At 40.4% G+C, this 17,152-nt stretch carries 14 protein-coding genes; 6 read left to right on the forward strand and 8 right to left on the reverse strand.

The genetic code is table 11. The annotated features are described in order from the left end of the window. Positions 1-432: 432 nt before the first annotated feature. From ADA55_RS23330 to dnaA, 8 genes are all read right to left on the reverse strand, one after another. The gene (locus tag ADA55_RS23330; RefSeq protein ID WP_142398533.1) at positions 433-882 is read right to left on the reverse strand and encodes an HD-GYP domain-containing protein; all 450 of its coding nucleotides are present in this window, start codon (positions 880-882) and stop codon (positions 433-435) included. 379 nt (positions 883-1,261) lie between these two features. After that, a complete protein-coding gene (gene gyrA, locus ADA55_RS23335) occupies positions 1,262-3,814 on the reverse strand; it encodes a DNA gyrase subunit A (RefSeq protein ID WP_048687939.1) in 2,553 nt (850 codons plus the stop codon). A gap of 95 nt (positions 3,815-3,909) precedes the next feature. Further along, entirely contained in the window at positions 3,910-5,835 is a 1,926-nt protein-coding gene (gene gyrB, locus ADA55_RS23340; RefSeq protein WP_034316251.1) for a DNA topoisomerase (ATP-hydrolyzing) subunit B, read from the reverse strand. 74 nt (positions 5,836-5,909) lie between these two features. Next, positions 5,910-6,173 carry an extracellular matrix regulator RemB gene (gene remB, locus ADA55_RS23345; protein ID WP_034316197.1) on the reverse strand — a complete coding sequence of 88 codons (264 nt, stop codon included), beginning with the start codon at positions 6,171-6,173 and terminating at the stop codon, positions 5,910-5,912. A gap of 12 nt (positions 6,174-6,185) precedes the next feature. Next, positions 6,186-7,304 (reverse strand): DNA replication/repair protein RecF, encoded by a 1,119-nt coding sequence (gene recF / locus ADA55_RS23350; protein WP_048687943.1) that lies wholly within the window; start codon positions 7,302-7,304, stop codon positions 6,186-6,188. 21 nt (positions 7,305-7,325) lie between these two features. Then, entirely contained in the window at positions 7,326-7,538 is a 213-nt protein-coding gene (gene yaaA, locus ADA55_RS23355) for a S4 domain-containing protein YaaA (RefSeq protein WP_034316192.1), read from the reverse strand. Positions 7,539-7,758: 220 nt separating this feature from the next. Next, the gene (gene dnaN, locus ADA55_RS23360; RefSeq protein ID WP_048687946.1) at positions 7,759-8,895 is read right to left on the reverse strand and encodes a DNA polymerase III subunit beta; all 1,137 of its coding nucleotides are present in this window, start codon (positions 8,893-8,895) and stop codon (positions 7,759-7,761) included. A 193-nt stretch (positions 8,896-9,088) separates the two neighbouring features. Continuing rightward, positions 9,089-10,438 (reverse strand): chromosomal replication initiator protein DnaA, encoded by a 1,350-nt coding sequence (gene dnaA, locus ADA55_RS23365; RefSeq protein ID WP_034316187.1) that lies wholly within the window; start codon positions 10,436-10,438, stop codon positions 9,089-9,091. Between the two features lie 930 nt (positions 10,439-11,368). On the opposite strand from dnaA, the gene rpmH reads away from it, so the two are divergent. The 6 genes from rpmH to mnmG all read left to right on the forward strand — a co-directional run bounded on the left by rpmH (position 11,369) and on the right by mnmG (position 17,144). Next, positions 11,369-11,503, forward strand: a complete 135-nt coding sequence (gene rpmH / locus ADA55_RS23370) for a 50S ribosomal protein L34 (protein WP_034316183.1) — start codon at positions 11,369-11,371, stop codon at positions 11,501-11,503. A gap of 80 nt (positions 11,504-11,583) precedes the next feature. Then, positions 11,584-11,940: a ribonuclease P protein component gene (rnpA, locus tag ADA55_RS23375; RefSeq protein WP_048687950.1), complete on the forward strand. Its 357-nt coding sequence runs from the start codon at positions 11,584-11,586 to the stop codon at positions 11,938-11,940. 175 nt (positions 11,941-12,115) lie between these two features. Beyond that, positions 12,116-12,904, forward strand: coding sequence for a YidC family membrane integrase SpoIIIJ (spoIIIJ, locus tag ADA55_RS23380; protein ID WP_048687953.1), 789 nt, complete (start codon positions 12,116-12,118; stop codon positions 12,902-12,904). Continuing rightward, positions 12,901-13,521, forward strand: coding sequence for an RNA-binding cell elongation regulator Jag/EloR (jag, locus tag ADA55_RS23385; protein ID WP_048687956.1), 621 nt, complete (start codon positions 12,901-12,903; stop codon positions 13,519-13,521). The genes spoIIIJ and jag overlap by 4 nt, the downstream gene beginning before the upstream one ends. 329 nt (positions 13,522-13,850) lie before the next feature. Beyond that, positions 13,851-15,236: a tRNA uridine-5-carboxymethylaminomethyl(34) synthesis GTPase MnmE gene (mnmE, locus tag ADA55_RS23390; protein WP_048687958.1), complete on the forward strand. Its 1,386-nt coding sequence runs from the start codon at positions 13,851-13,853 to the stop codon at positions 15,234-15,236. 21 nt (positions 15,237-15,257) lie between these two features. Beyond that, a complete protein-coding gene (mnmG, locus tag ADA55_RS23395; RefSeq protein WP_034316172.1) occupies positions 15,258-17,144 on the forward strand; it encodes a tRNA uridine-5-carboxymethylaminomethyl(34) synthesis enzyme MnmG in 1,887 nt (628 codons plus the stop codon). Positions 17,145-17,152: the final 8 nt, after the last annotated feature.

Genomic DNA, 17,152 nt, shown 5'->3' on the forward strand with positions numbered 1-17,152 from the left:
TAAAATTTAACGTTGGCGCTTTGTTCTGTTCAGTTTTCAAAGAGCGATTTATCGTCGTTACTTCGTAAGCGACTTTAATAATATATCATCTATATTATTTCTTGTCAACGACTTTATTCTTTCGCTGTCGACTTAGTTATTATATCTAGTATCAGGAATAAAAGCAATAGTTATTTTAAAATAAATAATATACATCCATTCATAGATTTCAAATACTATGATTTACCCCTGATCAAGAAGAAAAAGCTTACATTTCAAGAGTGGAATTCTTCTTTAAACATTATAGTATTTCTTCTATATATGATTCACGATTAATCCCTAAATTGATAATTTGCCCACTATCCATCACCTTTACGACCGGTCTTGTTTGCGAGCCGGCATCAATGAAAATGATTTCAGCGATGAATCCATTGTTCAGTTTGACCCGGCTTCCTATGGAAAAATTAGTGAGCTTGATAACAAGGTTTTAACTACCGCAATATCAAATTTACCAAAGTCATCATGGAAGATCATTTCCAATACCTTAAACGGTGACTGTTTCTTTCTATATGCCCTTTCGGAAGTCATGGCGTGAAATACATCTGCAACAGCAATGATTTTTGTAAATAAGTTCATGGGCTTTGTTTTCAATCTTTTGGGATAACCCGTTCCATCTAACCTTCCATGATGCTCTAGAACGGCTACCTTCACACTATCCTTAATGATGGAACTATCCTTTATCATCTTGTAGCTGAAAATGGGATGGGCATGTATCTCCTTATAATAATCTGCCGTCAGGCTTTCCCTTTTATTTAATAAACTTGGTGGCAGTTTTGCCATCCCGCAATCTGCCAGACATCCGCCAATTGCAGCTTGATAGACATCAGCCCTATTGCATTTCATTTTAAATGCAATAGGGCTGATGTCTATCAATCCAATGGAAATAGCATGATGAAATACATATTCTTCTTTATTTGCAATAGTGGTGCAGCATCAAAATGTTTTCTGGTTCCTCTAAAGCCTTGTCCATAAGGGGGATTAGGAAATCACTTCGAAACAAACGAGTCTTTTTACCCAAACCCGAACACTCTGATATCACTTTGAAACCGAGCTAATGCAAAAAAGACCCAGCTTTATTGCTGGGTCTACAGTTTTTTTACGGTTTATACAATTTGAGCGTTGCCTACGGATACTCCCGCTTTCTCATTGTTTTAAAAATAATCAAAGGGAATTTCAAAAGGGGTTCGGAATTTTAATTCCGAACCCCTTTTTCAGGAAAAGATTATTCTTCCGTATCTTTTTCAGTTTCTTCATTTTCTTCATTTACAGTAGGTTCAGGATCAGAATCCGGATCTAGAGTTGTTACAGCCTCTATATCCATGTCTTTTTCTTCTTCTTCTTCCCTTCCTACGATGGCCACCGTAGAAACATATTCATTATCTGCGGATTCGAGTCGGATGAGCTTAACACCCTGTGTATTACGGCCCGTTTTAGAAATGCCTTCGACTTCCATTCGGATCAATACACCAGCTGCTGTTATCAGCATCAAATCTTCATCTTCACCCGTAACTGTTTTCACGGCTATAAGTTCACCATTTTTCTCAGTGACATTACATGTTTTTATTCCTTTGCCTCCACGGCTTTGAATACGGTATTCTTCCGCAGAGGTCCTTTTTCCATAACCGTTTTTCGTAACGATCAGGACTTCTTCATCATCTTCAAGAATTTCCATTCCGACAACTTCATCATTCGTCCCTAAGGAAATCCCTTTTACTCCTGCTGCAGTACGTCCCATTGTCCGTACATCCGTCTCAGGGAAACGAATCATCATTCCGGACTTCGTTCCAATTATGATCTGTTTCTCTCCATTCGTAAGTCGGACAGAGATCAATTCATCATCTTCACGTAAACCTAGGGCAATTAAACCGTTATTACGGATATTTGCAAAAGACGATAAAGGTGTACGCTTTGATATACCATGTCTGGTCGTGAAGAATAAATACCAATCGTCCGCAAATTCCTTCACAGGTATGATTGCGTTGACCCACTCGCCTTTATCGACTTCCAACAGGTTGATAAGCGGCAATCCTTTTGCCGTCCTGCCATATTCAGGTATTTCATATCCTTTTGAACGATAGACTTTACCTTTGTTGGTGAAGAATAATAGAGTGTCATGAGTCGAAGTGGTTAACAAGTGACCGACAAAGTCATCTGTATTCGTTCCCATACCCTGTATTCCGCGCCCCCCGCGTTTTTGACTGCGGTATGTGGTTGCAGGCAAGCGTTTAATATAACCGTTATGCGTAAGTGTCACGATTATATTTTCCTCTGGTATTAAATCTTCATCTTCCAGGCTTTCAAAGCCGGCTAATGTGATTTCAGTTCTCCGTTTATCATCAAAACGTTCTTTAATTTCAAGAAGCTCTTCACGGATAATTTCAAGAACCTTTTCCTCATCAGCAAGAATCGCTTTATATTCTGCAATTATAGCCATTAATGCCTGATATTCATCTTCGATTTTTTCACGTTCCAGACCTGTCAAGCGCTGTAAACGCATATCCAGGATAGCTTGCGCCTGTTTTTCGGAAAGTGAGAATTGTGTCATTAAGCCTTCACGGGCAATATCTGTCGTTTGGGAACTGCGGATCAACGAAATGACTGCATCCAAATTATCAAGTGCAATACGCAAACCTTCTAAAATATGGGCACGTGCCTCCGCTTTCCGCAGTTCAAATTCAGTCCTGCGCCGTATGACTACCTGCTGATGCTCCAAGTAGTAGCGCAGGCATTGTTTTAAATTCAGCACCTTTGGCTGACCGTCCACCAAAGCAAGCAGATTGATTCCGAAGGTGGTCTGCATCGCGGTATGCTTATACAGGTTGTTTAAAAGGACATTCGCATTAACATCCTTTCGAAGCTCCATGACAATACGCATGCCATTGCGATCCGATTCATCCCGTAAGTCGGTGATGCCTTCGATTTTCTTATCTCGGGCAAGTTCTGCAATTTTTTCAATCAATCTTGCTTTATTCACTTGATAAGGGATTTCCTTAACAAGGATTACCTGTTTACCATTCGGTTTCTCTTCAATCTCGACTTTCGCCCGTTGAATGATTGACCCTTTACCGGTTTCATAGGCCTTTCTGATTCCGCTTCTCCCTAAAATCAAACCGGCTGTCGGAAAGTCCGGACCAGGAATATATTCCATCAACTCTGGAATTGTAATTTCAGGATTCTTGCTTAAAGCCAATACGCCGTCAATTACCTCACCTAATTGATGGGGCGGAATATTGGTTGCCATTCCTACCGCTATTCCTGATGAACCATTCACCAACAAGTTCGGGAAACGGGCAGGCATGACGGCTGGTTCTCTTTCTGAACCATCGTAGTTATCCTGGAAATTGACCGTATCTTTATTTAAGTCCCGGAGTAACTCCATCGAGATTTTCGACATTCTCGCTTCGGTGTACCTCATTGCGGCAGCTTGGTCACCATCGACCGAACCGAAATTCCCATGTCCATCCACAAGCATATAGCGATAGTTAAAAGGTTGCGCCATCCGTACCATCGTTTCATATACTGCCGAATCACCATGCGGGTGATATTTACCGATAACTTCCCCGACAATACGGGCTGATTTCTTAAATGGTTTATCCGAAGTCATTCCAAGATCGTTCATTGCATAAAGAATTCTTCGGTGTACCGGTTTCAAACCGTCCCTTACATCAGGCAAAGCCCGCGACACGATAACGCTCATCGCATAATCCAAAAACGATGTCCGCATCTCGGTACTTATATTTATTTCTTTAACACCTGATCTTTCATTTTCTGACATGGAGCCAACCTCCTATTAAAAGCTTATATCTCATTTAAGTTTAACTGTTCGTGCACTATGTAAAGAACAGGATGTAAAAAGCATCCTGTCAAAAATCAGATATCAAGATTTTTTACATAAATTGCATTTTCTTCAATGAAGTTACGTCGCGGTTCCACCTTGTCGCCCATCAGCATCTCGAAAGTTTCATCAGCCTCGGCGGCATCTTTCAAACTGACTTGAAGCAGCGTTCTCGTTTCTGGGTTCATGGTCGTTTCCCACAATTGCTCCGGATTCATTTCCCCCAGCCCTTTATAACGCTGCAGGTTAGGCTTTGGAGTACTTGGCAAACTTGCCATGATTTCTTCAAGCTCGCGGTCATTATAAGCATAATCCACTTTTTTCCCTTGCTGAATCTTGAAAAGTGGCGGCTGAGCAATATATATATATCCATACTCGATGATTTTTCGCATATACCGGTAGAAGAATGTCAACATCAGTGTTCTGATATGGGCACCATCCACATCCGCATCGGTCATGATAACTATTTTATGGTATCTAGCTTTTTCAGTATTGAATTCATCACCAATCCCTGTACCAAGTGCTGTGATGATCGTACCTATTTCTTCATTATGCAGGATTCTGTCCAAACGCGCTTTTTCAACATTAAGGATTTTACCCCTTAGCGGCAAGATAGCTTGGAAATGGCGGTCCCGCCCTTGTTTTGCCGATCCTCCCGCAGAGTTTCCTTCAACGATGTATAATTCGCTGATACTCGGGTCCTTAGAAGAACAATCTGCCAATTTACCTGGTAGATTGGATACTTCCAAAGCACTTTTCCTCCGGGTCAATTCACGTGCTTTCTTCGCTGCCAATCGGGCTCTCGCTGCCATTTGCCCTTTATCTACAATTTTTCGGGCCACGGCAGGATTTTCGTATAAGAAGGCATCAAGTCGTTCCGAAAGAATGGAATCAGTAACCGTTCTTACCTCAGAGTTTCCGAGTTTGGTTTTCGTCTGACCTTCAAATTGTGGATCAGGATGCTTAATCGAAATGATTGCCGTTAAGCCTTCCCGGACATCTTCACCTGAGAAATTGGCATCAGCTTCTTTTAAAAGACCATTTTTCCGTGCATAATCATTGATGACACGGGTCAAAGCAGTCTTGAATCCTGATTCATGTGTACCGCCTTCATAGGTATGGATATTATTAGCAAAAGAAAAGACATTACTGATATAACTGTCATTATATTGCAAAGCCAATTCAACGGAAATTCCATCTTTCTCGCCTTCCATGAAAATCGGTTCCTCATGCAATACCTCTTTAGAACGGTTCAAATGCTCAACATAAGATTTGATACCGCCCTCATAGTGGAACTCCCTGATTTTTTCTTCTTCTTCACGTTTATCTTCAATGATCAGCTTCAACCCTTTATTCAGGAATGCAAGCTCACGGATTCGTGTGGCTAATGTATCGAAGTCATATTCCAGGGTATCCGTGAAGATTTCACCATCAGGAATGAAGTGTACAGTCGTTCCGGTATGATCGGTTTCCCCGATGATTTTCAAATCTTCTTTTGGGATACCGCGGTTAAATTGCTGATAATGGATTTTACCTTCACGATGAACGTAAACTTCCAATACCGTGGATAAGGCATTAACTACTGATGCCCCCACACCATGCAGACCGCCGGAGACCTTATAACCTCCGCCGCCAAATTTACCGCCCGCATGAAGGACCGTCATGATTACTTCTACAGCTGGGCGTCCCATTTTTTCATGGATCCCCACAGGAATTCCCCGACCATTATCGACTACGGTTATGCTATTGTCTTCTTCGATCGTCACTTTGATTTCCGTACAGAAACCGGCTAGTGCCTCATCAATACTATTATCGACAATTTCCCAAACAAGATGGTGAAGTCCTTTTGCAGAGGTAGTGCCGATATACATCCCCGGACGTTTACGAACTGCTTCTAAGCCTTCTAAAACCTGTATCTGATTCTCATCGTATGCCTGAGCTTGTACTTCTTTTTGTTCCATTGTCATACGTATCACCTACACTTTTCTTTTGGCATTATCAATTTTAAGGAGTAATTATAACGTTTAGCTACAATTCAAAGAATATCTATATCATCGATTAAGAGCGATGGCTGCAGTGAACGCTTTTTCAAAGTGGACGACGCAAGCGGTGAATAATATACCTGTTTGTCCGTCACTACAATCGATTTAACCGAGTTTTTTGCTAAATGGGAAGTTACATCAGATTTTTTCTCCAAAAATTCACTCATGATTGGAGAGGCCTGGAGCAGCTTCTTATCTAAAATGGCTATGACATCGTCCGTTTTCACAAGAATGTCTTCACCAATATGGAGATACATACATTCACCTCATCATTTAACCTTTTTTATACTTCCTTGACTAACATAAAAGGTGGACGCTTCTCTTAGGGTTTGATGATCGATTCCATCAACGGAGGGTGTCGTCACGAATGTTTGCACTTTCCCTTGTATCGTATTCAGTAAATGGGATTGACGGAAATCGTCAAGTTCCGATAACACATCATCCAATAATAAAATGGGATACTCGCCGATTTCTTCATGGATCAGCTCAATTTCGGCAAGTTTCAAAGACAGGGCCGTTGTGCGCTGTTGTCCTTGTGAACCGTATGTCTGGACATCACGGTCATTCACAAAAAAAACCAGGTCGTCACGATGAGGACCTACCAGTGTTACACCCCGTTCAATTTCCCTTGTTTTTATTTTATCAAATTTTTCTGTGTATACTTCTATCATTTTCGTCAAATCCATAGATTCTGATACATCAAGCGACGGTTTATATTGGATTTTCAATACTTCTAGATTTCTGGAGATCCCCGAATGAATCGGTTCTGCCCATTGCTGGAGCTTTAAAAGAAACTCGTATCTTCTTTCGACAATTTTCGCTGCATACTGAATAAATTGGTCGGTCAGCACGTCAAGCATCGTCGTATCCGTTTGTTTCCGGGTCTGCAGAAGCTTTAAGTAATGATTTCTTTGTTGAAGTATTTTATGATATTGGCTCATATCATGAAGGTATACGGGAGAAACCTGGCCAATTTCCATATCTATAAAACGGCGTCTGACTAGAGGACTTCCCTTTACAAGGTTTAGATCCTCAGGCGCAAACATGACCACATTCATATTTCCGACATATTGACTCAACTTTCTTTGTTCAATATGGTTGCACTTCGCCTTTTTCCCTTTTTTTGAAATGGTCAGCTCAAGTGGTATTGAGGTATTTCTCTTTCTAACTCTTCCCTCTATTTTAGCATACTCTTCATCCCAGCGAATAAGTTCTTTATCATTTGAGGTGCGATGAGATTTTGCCATTGCTAAAACGAAAATCGATTCCATGACGTTTGTTTTTCCTTGAGCATTTTCGCCGAGGATTACATTGACTTTATTCTCAAAAGTCAGATTCAATTCGGTATAGTTGCGGTAATTTTTCAAACTTATATTTTCAATATACATATTCCGCTCTTCCCTTATGTTTTAGCTTGTAATTGTGTAGGTGCCAAATCCAGGAATCTCTATTTTATCACCTGATCTTAATTTTCTGCCTCTTCTCACGTCTAATTCGCCATTAATGTAAACCTCGTATTCACTTAAGAACCATTTCGCCATTCCGCCGCTTTGGATTAAATCGGCCAATTTCAGGAATTGTCCAAGCGTAATATATTCAGTATTGATTTTTATGGAGTCCATTTCATGCCTCACTCATTTCTAAGTAGTCTTTAATATTTCATTTTACTAAATTAATCCCATTAAGACAAAGTATAGCTTTTTCAGTTCTTATTTTTAGCGATTAAGCGTTCCGTACAGCATTTAAAAAACGCCAAAAACCCTTTGGAAATCTATCTTTAAATATAAAAAAATTAAAGACCTGCTACACAAGCCTTTAATTTTTTTGAAATATTATTTTAGCTTAGTAAGTTCTTACCGGGAGAATTAATTGCAGCATGGAATCGTCATGTAGCGGACGAATGACAAACGGACGCATTGCACCTGTGAAATTAATTTTTATATCGGAACCTTCCAATGCCTTTAGAGCATCCATTACAAATTTGGCACTGAATGAGATCTTCAGGTCTTCACCTTCAATGACTTCTGCCTGAACTTCCTCAATTACTTTACCAATTTCAGGAGTATTGGAAGAGACTTCGATTATACGGCCTTCCAGGGTTGTCAATTTAACGACATTATTTCTTCCTTCTCTGGCCAATAAAGAAGCCCTGTCGATCGCTTGAAGGAAATCCTTTGTGTGAACAGTCACATCGGTTTTGCTATCTGATGGAATCAATCGTGATGTATCGGGATAATTGCCTTCAAGAAGTCTTGAGAAGAATAATAAATTTTCAGCTTTGAAAAGTACTTGGTTTTCGGTAATGACGATTTCAATGAGTTCGTTTGTATCATCAAGGATTTTACTTAACTCATTCAGACTTTTACCTGGGATGACAACGCTATAGGTCCCGTTAATTTTATTTTCTATTTTGGCTGTTCTCATTGCAAGCCTATGACTATCTGTTGCAATACAGGTCAATTCGTCATCTTGAACCTTCAAGTTTACACCTGTTAAGATGGGGCGTGTTTCTGACGTGGACACTGCAAAGCCAGTTTGGCGGATAAGGGTCTTTAAAAGGTCCGTTGGAAGTTTGAAAATATTTTCTTCTGCAATGATCGGAAGATGCGGATATTCCTCAGGATCCAGTCCATTTAGATTAAATTCAGCTTTTCCCGAGCGAATAATCGTTTGAAAGTTATTCTCCACTTCAATTTCTACAGTATCCATCGGCAGCTTTTTGACAATTTCACTGAAAAAACGGGCATTCAGGACAATACCGCCGCTGCTTTTAACTTCAACAATCTCATCACCGTCAACCTCAGCGGGAATGAATGATTGGATGGAAATATCTGAATCACTGCCTGTTAGAGTGACCCCCTCACTAGTAACGCTTATCTTTATCCCTGTTAGGATCGGAATCGTCGTTCTTGATGTGACTGCTTTCATTACTTCTTGGACACTATGAACTAATCGATCTCTTTGGATTATAAATCTCATGTTTCATCCTCCAATTTTTTTATTGCCGAATAGGCATATTTATTAATAATTTTTATTAAAAAAGATAGTAGTAATAGTAGTAGGCCCTGTTGATATGTGGATAAGTCCACTCAACCTAAGGAAAAACAGTCTATCCACATGTGGACAGACTGTGTGTAAGTAGTCGCCAGTTATTCACATTATCCAGAATCCATTATACCCTCAGCTGGTCCTGGATTTCTTTAACCTGACGTTGAAGCTGGGTGTCCGTTTGCATGAGTTTAGAGATTTTTTCATGCGCATGGATGACGGTCGTATGATCGCGGCCTCCAAATTCATCACCTATCTTGGGCAGGGAAGAGTCCGTCAATTCCCTGGAAAGATACATGGCAATCTGTCTTGGAAAGGCCACGGATTTAGTCCGTTTTTTCGCCTTGAAATCCTCAAGTTTGACACTATAATGTTCACCGACCGTCTTCTGGATTTCCAAGATGGTGATTATTTTAGGTTTTGAGCTAGGAATGATGTCTTTTAATGCTTCAGCTGCCAAATCGGCATTTATGTCTTTATTGATCAATGAAGAATAAGCGACGACACGAATAAGTGCACCCTCAAGCTCACGAATATTGGAATCGATTTGGTTGGCTATATAGAGCATGACTTCGTTCGGGATATCAAGACCCTCAGCTTTTGCCTTTTTACGCAATATGGCAATCCGCGTTTCCAGATCAGGCGGCGTGATATCCGTGATCAAGCCCCACTCAAACCTTGAACGGAGGCGATCCTCTAGTGTAGGTATCTCTTTTGGCGGGCGGTCACTCGAGATGACGATCTGTTTGCTTTCTTCATGCAGCGCATTGAATGTATGGAAAAACTCTTCTTGAGTTTGTTCTTTTCCCGCAAGAAATTGAATATCATCAATTAATAAAACATCCACGCTTCGGTATCTATCACGGAATTCCCCAGCTTTATTGTCCCGGATCGAGTTGATGAATTCATTCGTGAACTTTTCAGACGATAAATAAACGACCTTCGCATTCGGATTATGCTCTAGAACATAATGCCCGATTGCATGCATTAAATGAGTTTTTCCAAGGCCGACGCCCCCGTATATGAATAAGGGATTATAGGCTTTGGCCGGAGCTTCTGCGACAGCGAGAGACGCGGCATGGGCAAAACGATTGCCGGAGCCGATGACAAATGTATCGAATGTATTTTTCGCATTAAGCATATGCTGTGGAAATGCAGCATGCTCTTTATCCTGTTTTTTTATCTTTTTAGGCTGAACAGGAACGGCAAAATCATCATCTTCTTGATTGGGGGGAATGATGAATTTTGCTTCCAATTCCTCACCAGTAAGTTCAAACAATACATCGGAAATAAGGTGGGAATAGCGTTCTTCAAGCCAATCCCTGGCAAATTCATTGGGAGCGGTGACTGTTAATGTATCACCTTGCAGTAAATAAGCCTTGGTTGATTTAAGCCAAGTTTCAAAGCTTGGCTTACTGATTTTCTTTTCGATTTTTCCGAGCGCCTGGTTCCAGAGGCTATCGATGTTATCCAAACTTATCCCTCCTTTGCAAAAAAAATTTTAATCATTTTATTTAAATGTATAGGCACAAATAAACTCATCGATTGCCGTCTTCATATTAATTTTGACAGCAAAGGTTCGGTGAGCTGTATTAAGGAATTTTTGTGTTGTGTAATGTGAAGTGCCCAAAACTATATCTTGCGCTGTACAACCTTTGTACAGACTACATCTGGTGAGCCAGTGTAGATTTGAATGTTAATTCATCAACAGGTATTTTAAGAAATATATAATAAAGAAGAAAAAAGGGTTTTCGACAATATCCACCATCTGTGGACAGATTAATATACACAGGTCGGATAAACTATCCACAAGTTATTCACAGTCTGTGGATAAACGTTACCTGTTGATAAAGTTATTCAGAGTGAAAACACAAATATAATATCAGAAATTCAGGCGTCTTGCAATGGGTTAGAAAACTTTATCCACAACTTACCGAGCTTGTGGGAAAAACTTTTCCACAGGCCATTGTTATGTGCAAAAGTCTCTAAAATGGGATGTGGATAGAAAAAAACATGTCGAATTTTATCCACAGACGGTGATTATAGGCTCGAATTAATTTGATATGAACCAGGTGTTCAAGCGGAAGACCTCCATGGGGAAAGATCGAAAGTGATTCAGGTTCATTCTTATAATTTGTCGAATGTTGTGTCGGAAAGGAGGATACTTGCGAATTTCATATTCGTGCTAAAGGATAAAATGATGGAAATTTCCCTTTCCCCAAAAATTTCTATATCAGTTCGGGGCAAAATCATTTACAATAGGCTAGGTAGTAAAAAAAGGCCTACTGGACATTGAGCATTAAAAAAAGAAAATTTTTATGGATGAGGTTGACAAGTAGAAACCTCCATCTATATAATTGTAAAGACTGTCTTTAACTGTTATTCCTCAGGGAGGTGTCATATAATGAAAAGAACTTATCAACCGAATAACCGCAAACATAGTAAAGTTCACGGTTTCCGTGCACGTATGAGCACGAAAAACGGACGTAGAGTAATCGCTGCACGTCGCCGTAAGGGCAGAAAAGTATTATCTGCATAGACCACTGAAAAGTCTCAGTGGTCTTTTTTCGCAAAATAAGGGATTTACTGAGACTCAATTCATGTAATGAAGGTGTAAAAATGAAAAAAAAGTTAAGGATTAAGAAAGAGGATGAATTTCAGCTTGTGTTTAAAAAAGGTGAATCTTCTGCTAATCGGCAATTCGTTGTCTATGTCCTTGAAAAGCCGGGTCAGGATCATTTTAGGATCGGCCTTTCTGTCAGTAAAAAAATCGGGAACGCCGTTGTAAGGAACCAAATCAAAAGATACATACGGCAAGCGTTTTTGGAATTGAAAGAAGATATAGAAGAGGGTAAGGATTATATTGTGATTGCTCGAAAACCAGCGGCGGAGATGGACTTTTTCCAGGTGAAAAGCAGCTTGATACATGTCCTGAAGCGTTCTAAATCACTAAACTTTAAAATGAAAAAACAATAAAGTCCCCTTAATATCGAATAAGCACTCCTCGTATCATATGGTTACTTGAGTAAGATGACATAGAAAATTCCGATTGTAACTGTGGTAAAAGTGGATTACTTTTCCTTGAAATCTTCTAATAAACAGTTCACAATTGTTTCAAAAAAGATTGATTGCAGTTAGGAGGAAATTACGGTTGAAAAAACGAATATTACTCATTATTGGACTAGCCTCGATAATGATGCTGTTGGCAGGGTGTACGGAAATTAAAGAACCTATTACTGCGGATAGTGAAGGTTTTTGGAATTCATACATTGTCTATCCATTATCAGCCCTGATCATCTGGCTTTCTGAAGCATTCGGCGAGAACTATGGTTTGGGAATCATCGGCGTTACACTAATCATTCGCCTGGCATTACTTCCATTAATGATCAAACAGGTGAAAAGCTCGAAAGCCATGCAGGCCATTCAGCCTGAAATGAAAGAACTTCAAGCTAAATACAGCTCAAAAGATGCTGCCACACAACAAAAACTACAGCAAGAAACAATGGCTCTATTTTCGAAATATAATGTGAATCCATTGGCGGGATGTTTGCCGATATTGGTGCAAATGCCGATTTTGATCGGATTTTACCATGCAATCAGCCGTACGGAAGAAATTGCTTTACATAGTTTTCTTTGGTTTGATTTAGGTTCCCCGGATCCTTATTATATTTTACCGGTCGTTGCAGGTATCACGACTTTCATCCAGCAAAAGATGTCCATGGTTGGAATGAACTCCAACCCACAAATGGCTGCACAAATGACGATGATGCTTTACATCATGCCAATCATGATTGTTGTATTTGCTATTAATTTCCCCGCTGCTCTTTCTCTTTACTGGGTAGTTGGTAACATCTTTGGGATCGTGCAAACATATTTCATCAAAGGTCCGGATCTTAGAAAAGCAGCTGCGGAAAACGCGGGAGGGGCAAAGAAAAAGTGAAAAAAGTGACTGCTACAGGACAATCTGTCGAAGAAGCAGTAAATTTAGCTTTAGCTCAATTGAACAGCACGAAGGATCGCGTGGAAATTGAAGTAGAAGATGAAGGCAAAAAAGGGTTTTTTGGTTTATTTGGTGCAAGGAAGGCAATCGTCCATGTTACATTGCCTCCGGATCCCATTGAAGAGACACTTGGATTTTTGAAGAATGTCTGCGTCGAAATGGAAGTCAATGCACAAATAGATGTCACCCGTAAAGGTAAGAACGTAACATTCCATTTATCAGGTGATAAAATTGCATTATTGATTGGAAAAAGGGGTCAAACACTAAATTCACTTCAGTATTTAGCACAGCTGGTAGCTAATCGATATTCGAAGCAGTTTTTGAATATTACCGTAGATGCAGAAGATTATCGAAGCCGCCGCAATGACACCTTAATCCAATTGGCTGAAAGAATGGCAAATAAAGCCACGAAAACAGGTAAAGCTGTTTCATTGGAGCCGATGCCATCCTATGAACGTAAGGTCATCCATAATGCTCTCCTGGATTATCCAAAAATAAAAACAACCTCAAGTGGGACGGAGCCATATCGTCACTTGGTCATTACTCCACTTAAATGAACCTTCTGCTTTTAAGCAGGGGTTCTTTTTTTTAGCCATTGTATGTCGAATATTTTTTTTGCGAATTTTCCATTAAGTGACAAACTTTTTATATTTTCTTGATCCGTAAAGGGGATGGAAGAAAATGAAGCGGGCGATATTTGTTATTCACATGTGGATAAGTTAAAATGGTTGTTACAGAATATGGATTAATGGCGTGTGGATAACTCTTGGAAGGAAGGAGTATCTACTTTTTTTCATGAATATACTGTGGTATTGTAGTAATTTAGGGATTCGACGATTTTATTATCAGAAAAAAATAGAACCATCAATATATAAGAGGTGAAAGCATGGAATTCGATACAATCACCGCTATCTCTACTCCCTTAGGGGAAGGGGCAATCGCCATCGTTAGAATCAGCGGTGATGAGGCCATAGAAATAGCCGATAGGATCTTTAAAGGACCAGGTGGAAAAGGATTGCTTGAAGTGAAATCACATACGATTCATTATGGCCACCTTATCCAGCCTAAAACAGGTGAAATCATAGAGGAAGTCATGGTTTCGGTCATGATGGGTCCAAAGACATTTACAAGGGAAGATGTAGTTGAAATAAATTGTCACGGTGGAATCGTTTCGGTCAATCGGGTACTGCAGCTTATTCTCTCACAAGGTGCTCGTTTAGCGGAACCTGGTGAATTTACGAAACGGGCCTTTTTGAATGGCAGGATCGATCTTTCCCAAGCTGAGGCCGTTATGGATTTAATCCGTGCCAAAACGGATAAAGCCATGAATGTTGCACTAGGTCAAATGGAAGGCCGGCTTTCGAAGTTAATCCAAAATCTGCGTCAGGAAATTTTACAGACCCTCGCTCAAGTCGAGGTAAATATAGATTATCCGGAATATGATGATGTCGAAGAAATGACGCATCGTTTATTTTTGGAAAAAGGCAGTTATGTGAAGAATGAAATAGAGAAACTGCTTCATACGGCCCAACAGGGGAAAATCCTTCGGGATGGGCTTGCGACCGTTATCATAGGTCGTCCTAATGTCGGAAAATCTTCATTGCTTAACAGCTTAGTTCATGAAAACAAAGCGATCGTCACTGATATTCCAGGTACAACACGTGATGTTATTGAAGAGTATGTCAATGTTCGCGGTGTACCGCTTAAACTTGTCGATACAGCAGGAATTCGCGAAACGGAAGATATCGTTGAACGAATTGGAGTTGAACGGTCTCGTGCAGTATTAAAAGAAGCGGATTTAATATTGCTTGTATTGAACTATTCCGATGATTTCACTACTGAAGATGAGAAACTATTCCAAGCGGTTGAAGGAATGGATGTTATCGTTATCATCAATAAAACAGACCTTCCACAAAAAATCGATATGGCAAAGGTTAAGGAAAAGGCGACATCCCATAAAGTTGTTACGACTTCATTACTGGAAGATCGAGGGGTCGATGAATTGGAAGAAGCGATCGCTTCTTTATTTTTCGAAGGTTCTTTAGAAACGGGAGACCTGACCTATGTTTCCAATGCAAGGCATATAGCTTTGCTGGGACAGGCATTACAGGCAATCGAAGATGCAATTGATGCTATTGAAATGGGTACACCGGTTGATTTGGTTCAAATCGATTTCACGAAAGCATGGGAGTTACTTGGAGAAATCATTGGCGAAAGCGTTCAGGATAATTTGATCAACCAATTGTTCTCTCAATTTTGTTTAGGAAAATAAACGTAAAAGGAGGAAAAGGATATGCAATACGAAGCAGGTAGCTATGATGTCATTGTTATTGGTGCCGGTCATGCTGGCAGTGAAGCAGGCCTTGCCGCTGCAAGAGTCGGAGCTAAAACGTTGATGATCACCATTAACTTGGATATGGTCGCCTTTATGCCATGCAATCCCTCCGTCGGCGGGCCGGCAAAAGGGATAGTCGTTAGGGAAATTGACGCTTTAGGCGGGGAAATGGGAAGAAATATCGACAAGACCCATATTCAAATGAGGATGCTCAATACGGCAAAAGGTCCGGCCGTTCGTGCTCTGCGGGCGCAGGCAGATAAATTTCTTTATCAGCAAGAAATGAAAAAGACGATAGAAGACCAAGAAAATTTGACATTGATTCAAGGAATGGTAGAGGAATTAATTGTTGAAAACGACGTATGTACGGGTGTCATCACTAAAACAGGTGCGGTGTACCGTGCGAAAACTGTCGTAATCACGACGGGAACATATTTACGCGGTGAAATCATTTTAGGGGAACTGAAATATTCAAGCGGCCCTAATAATCAGCAGCCTTCCATCAGGCTTTCCGAACACTTGGAGCAGTTAGGATTTGATTTGGTCCGTTTTAAAACAGGAACGCCTCCACGTGTGAATAGTTCTTCTATAGACTACAGCAAAACGGAAATTCAGCCTGGCGATGAAGTGCCTCGTGCCTTTTCTTATGAAACAACAAAGTTCATAACGGATCAATTGCCATGCTGGTTAACGTATACGAATGAGGGTACACATCAGCTCATTGATGAGAATCTACACCGTTCACCAATGTATTCCGGAATGATTAAAGGAACCGGACCGCGTTATTGTCCGTCGATAGAAGATAAAGTCGTTCGTTTTAATGATAAACCACGGCATCAAATCTTCTTGGAACCTGAAGGTCGCAATACAAAGGAAGTTTATGTGCAAGGTTTATCCACCAGTCTGCCTGAAGATGTGCAAGTGAAAATCCTGCAAACAATTCCGGGACTTGAAAAAGCGGAAATGATGCGTGCTGGATATGCAATTGAATATGATGCCATCGTTCCTACGCAGTTATGGCCTACACTTGAAACGAAGAAAATCAAAAATCTATATACTGCTGGCCAAATTAACGGGACATCCGGCTATGAAGAAGCAGCAGGACAAGGATTGATGGCCGGTATTAATGCAGGATTGAATGCAATGGGTAAGGAAGAACTGATTTTAAGCCGTTCGGATGCCTATATTGGTGTTCTCATTGATGACCTTGTAACGAAAGGCACGAATGAACCATACCGATTGCTGACTTCACGTGCAGAATATCGTTTATTATTGCGTCATGATAATGCCGATCTACGCTTAACGGAAATTGGATTCAATATCGGAATGATCAAAGAAGAACGCTACAAACGTTTCCTTATGAAAAAAGAAGCGGTTGAAATGGAAAAGGAACGATTGAAATCAAACTTCATTAAACCGACCAAAGAGGTGCAAGAAGTCATTACTGCAAGTGGCGGCAGTGAGTTAAAGGATGGAATCCGTGCATCCGATTTATTGAAAAGGCCTGAAATGGATTATTCCCATATTCAGAAGTTGGCGCCAAGTGATGTCGAACTGAGTGAAGAAGTGACGGAACAGGTCGAAATCCAGATCAAGTATGAAGGATATATCGAAAAATCCTTGCAGCAAGTCGATCGCCTGAAAAAAATGGAGAACAAAAAGATTCCAGAGAATATCGATTATGATGCAATTTCTGGTCTTGCAACGGAAGCACGTCAAAAATTAAAGCAGGTCCACCCGCTATCAGTAGCTCAGGCTTCAAGAATTTCCGGTGTGAATCCCGCTGATGTTTCCATTCTGCTTGTTTATTTGGAACAAGGTAAGATTGCCAGAGTGTCTCAGTAACGGAAATA

Source organism: Bacillus sp. 220_BSPC (assembly GCF_001054655.1).
Lineage (GTDB): Bacteria > Bacillota > Bacilli > Bacillales > DSM-1321 > Peribacillus > Peribacillus frigoritolerans.

Coding starts and splice junctions, on each gene's coding strand:
- ADA55_RS23330 (WP_142398533.1), bottom strand. CDS start 882: ATGAAATGCAATAGGGCTGATGTCTATCAAGCTGCAATTGGCGGATGT.
- gyrA (WP_048687939.1), bottom strand. CDS start 3,814: ATGTCAGAAAATGAAAGATCAGGTGTTAAAGAAATAAATATAAGTACC.
- gyrB (WP_034316251.1), bottom strand. CDS start 5,835: ATGGAACAAAAAGAAGTACAAGCTCAGGCATACGATGAGAATCAGATA.
- remB (WP_034316197.1), bottom strand. CDS start 6,173: ATGTATCTCCATATTGGTGAAGACATTCTTGTGAAAACGGACGATGTC.
- recF (WP_048687943.1), bottom strand. CDS start 7,304: ATGTATATTGAAAATATAAGTTTGAAAAATTACCGCAACTATACCGAA.
- yaaA (WP_034316192.1), bottom strand. CDS start 7,538: ATGGACTCCATAAAAATCAATACTGAATATATTACGCTTGGACAATTC.
- dnaN (WP_048687946.1), bottom strand. CDS start 8,895: ATGAGATTTATAATCCAAAGAGATCGATTAGTTCATAGTGTCCAAGAA.
- rpmH (WP_034316183.1), top strand. CDS start 11,369: ATGAAAAGAACTTATCAACCGAATAACCGCAAACATAGTAAAGTTCAC.
- rnpA (WP_048687950.1), top strand. CDS start 11,584: ATGAAAAAAAAGTTAAGGATTAAGAAAGAGGATGAATTTCAGCTTGTG.
- mnmE (WP_048687958.1), top strand. CDS start 13,851: ATGGAATTCGATACAATCACCGCTATCTCTACTCCCTTAGGGGAAGGG.
- mnmG (WP_034316172.1), top strand. CDS start 15,258: ATGCAATACGAAGCAGGTAGCTATGATGTCATTGTTATTGGTGCCGGT.